At 31.8% G+C, this 3,258-nt stretch carries 3 protein-coding genes; all 3 read right to left on the bottom strand.

Going from position 1 to position 3,258, the window contains the following annotated elements; genetic code table 11:
- Nucleotides 1-710, bottom strand: a 710-nt coding sequence (locus tag IDG60_RS09330; RefSeq protein WP_206160645.1) for a bifunctional UDP-sugar hydrolase/5'-nucleotidase, incomplete at its 3' end; no start/stop codon positions are given.
- A 138-nt stretch (nt 711-848) separates the two neighbouring features.
- A complete protein-coding gene (locus IDG60_RS09325; protein WP_000021865.1) occupies nt 849-2,207 on the bottom strand; it encodes a TrkH family potassium uptake protein in 1,359 nt (452 codons plus the stop codon).
- Nucleotides 2,208-2,223: 16 nt separating this feature from the next.
- Nucleotides 2,224-3,258, bottom strand: a 1,035-nt coding sequence (locus IDG60_RS09320) for a S1C family serine protease (RefSeq protein ID WP_206160644.1), incomplete at its 5' end; no start/stop codon positions are given.

Genomic DNA, 3,258 nt, shown 5'->3' with positions numbered 1-3,258 from the left:
ACTATTGTTTGATGCTGATGAGCTGTAATCATTAAATCTATAACACCGAGTTCTTCCATTAATTTTTCAGCTTCATTCGAACTTGCCTTTTTATTTTTCGTACTATTACTAATTTTATTCAATCCACCATGATAAATTACAATCAAAAAATCTGGCTCTTCAACTTCATGGATATATCTAATCCAACGTTTTGATGCCACTAATGTCTTTTCAATAGATACATCTTGCTCCATTTCAGAATACTCATTTTCCATTAAACCATCTGCTGTGACGCCTACGATAGCAATTTTTAAGTCACCAAAATGTTTAATACAATATGGAGTTGAAAAATAAGGCTCCTTAGTAACATTGTATTCAATATTTGCTGATAACCATGGAAAACGTGCCAAAGCAATTGAACGAGTTAAAAATGATAAACCAAACTTGAATTCACTTGGACTCACACCGCTAGCATCATAATGCATTCTGTTCATTAACTTTATCATTGGATGTCGTTTATAAGGTGCAACAATAGCATAATAATAGGCCGCTAACGAGCCAGCTAAACTTCCGCCACTATCTAATAAAATGACGCGATGATTTTGTGCTCTTATTTGGTTAACATAAGTACCAGCTCTATAAATATTTGAACCATAATCACCATTTAAGAAATGACTATGCATATCTGACGTAGTTAAAATCTCTACATTAATGTTTTCATTTTTTTCCATCATGTTACACCTCTCATTGTTACTAGTTTACCATTTTGAAAACCAATCGTCTTATAAAATAAGTTAAAAATACAAACTAAAAAAGCAATCTAAGTTCCAGTTAAAATCTATATTAACTAAACTTAGATTGCTATTATATTATCCTATTTGAATACGTTCTTTTGGATAATGGAATTTATCTGGTTCTCGACGTCCTGCTATCATAATGATAAATGATATTAAGCCAACACGTCCTATAAACATGAGTACCATTAGTACGACCTTAGAAATATCACTAATATCACTTGTGACACCAAGCGATAGTCCACAAGTTCCAAATGCAGACATGACTTCAAAAAATACTTGTAAAAATGTAAGCTTACCATTTTCAGTAGCTGATATAATTAGCATTCCTAAAAATGTTAAAATTGTCGCCATTGTAAATACTGCAAATGAACGTTGAATATCCATAATGTGTACTTCTCTATTGTAAACTTTAATGGATGTTTTATCGGCATTATTACTAAAGTTAATTAAAAACAAAATTAAAATAGCGAAAGTTGTTGTACGAATACCGCCACCAACCGAACTTGGCGAAGATCCTATAAACATTAAAATACCCATGATAATATTAGTGGGGTCACTTAGTGTTGTCACATCAATTGTTTGAAGACCCGCACTTCTTGTAGTCGCTGATTGAAACAGCGAATAGAATAACGATTGATGCCAACTTAAACCTTTGAACGCATGGTTATGTTCAAATAATAGAATGGCTAATACCCCAACAATAAATAGGAATAAATATGTTGATGTCGTAATTTTAGTAAATAATGAAAATCTAAAATTAGTAACCCTATTTTGAATATAAGCTTTAACTTCTAATAATACTGGGAAGCCGATTGATCCTAAAATTATTAAAAATATAACTATCGCTTGTACAAAATAATCATGTGCATAAGGAATTAATGACTTACCTGTAATATCTAATCCACCATTGGTAGTGGCAGAAATAGAAACAAAAACACCTTGCATGATTGCATATTTTAAATCTGGATTATCTCGATAAAAGTAAAATGCTAATAACATGGCTCCTACGAGTTCGATTACAAATATTGATTTTACAATATCAATAATCAATTTGACGGTACCACTCATTGTGTTTTTGTTATTATCTAACATAATTAACTGACGTTCTCTAATTCCAATATGTTTACCTAGTACCACCCATAACATCGTACCAATTGCCATGACGCCAATTCCACCAATATTTAATATCACGAGGATAATTAATTGTCCAAATGTAGAATAGGTATCGACAATACTTATCGGAGACAATCCAGTAACACTAATTCCGGATACGGCAACAAATAATGTGTCAATTGGATTTACTTCTACACCTGGTTTATGAACATACGGTAAGTTTAATAATAAAAATGCAATGACAATTGCGACGATATAGTACAATACAATACCTTGTTGAGGGCTTGATCTTTTTAAAAACTGGCTAAAAATTGACACGTTGTTCACCTCAACATTATTTTAGTTTAATATTAATTTCTTTCTCTTTACCATCTCTATAAATCTTCGCTGTAATTGATTTCAAGTCATCTTTATGACTAAATATAATCTGCCTAAAGCGTAAATCATCTTCTAAAAGTTTGCCATCTAATTCAGTAATTACATCACCTTTTTTCAGACCAGATTGATCTGCTAAACCATTGTTGTCAACTTGATCTACAACAACACCGTTCTTAACTTTTCCTGGCAATTTAACTGCTTGTCTTTCAAAACTATTTAGACTGGCAATATTCTTCATTTTAACACCTACATCGGGATAGTCAATTTTACCTTTTGTTTCTAAATCTTTTACAATCTTTTGTACTTCATTAACAGGTATTGCAAATGACATATTTTCAACGTTTGGCATACTAATTTTAGCTGCAACTACACCTATTAATTTTCCTTCTCTATTGACGACAGCACCACCCGAGTTACCTGGATTTACTGATGCATCAATTTGGAAAGCTTTCATCAACATATCATATTTATTATCTTTATCGAAATCAATAGGAACATTTCTGTTCAGACCTGAAATAATACCTTCTGTCACAGTGCCTTTAAAGTCTACACCAAGTGGATTACCTACGACTAATATTGGCTCTCCTAACACTAAATTATTTGAATCTCCAATAGCTATCTCTTTCACTGAACTGTCTGAAGAAGTTGCTTTAACAACAGCTAAATCTGACCATTTATCTTTACCAAGCACTTTCCCAACAACACTTTTATTATTCGAGAAAGTTATTTTTTGATTTTCTTTATCACCGACAACGTGTGCATTCGTAACAATATATAACGTATCTCCAGATTTTTTATATACAACACCTGATCCCACTTCGTCTTGAGATGCTTTATCTTTAGGTAATGATGAATCTTTTGATGTTTCATTTTCAACTGTAACGACCGATTTAACTGTGTTATTGGCATTTTTCATCGTTGTCGTATATTTTTGAGCATCTGCATCATTATTATCATTCATGCGATCATTTTTGTTCACATTATTAAAAAT

It is taken from the genome of Staphylococcus sp. EG-SA-2 (genome assembly GCF_017152085.1).
This window is presented reverse-complemented; position numbering and strand designations above follow the sequence as displayed.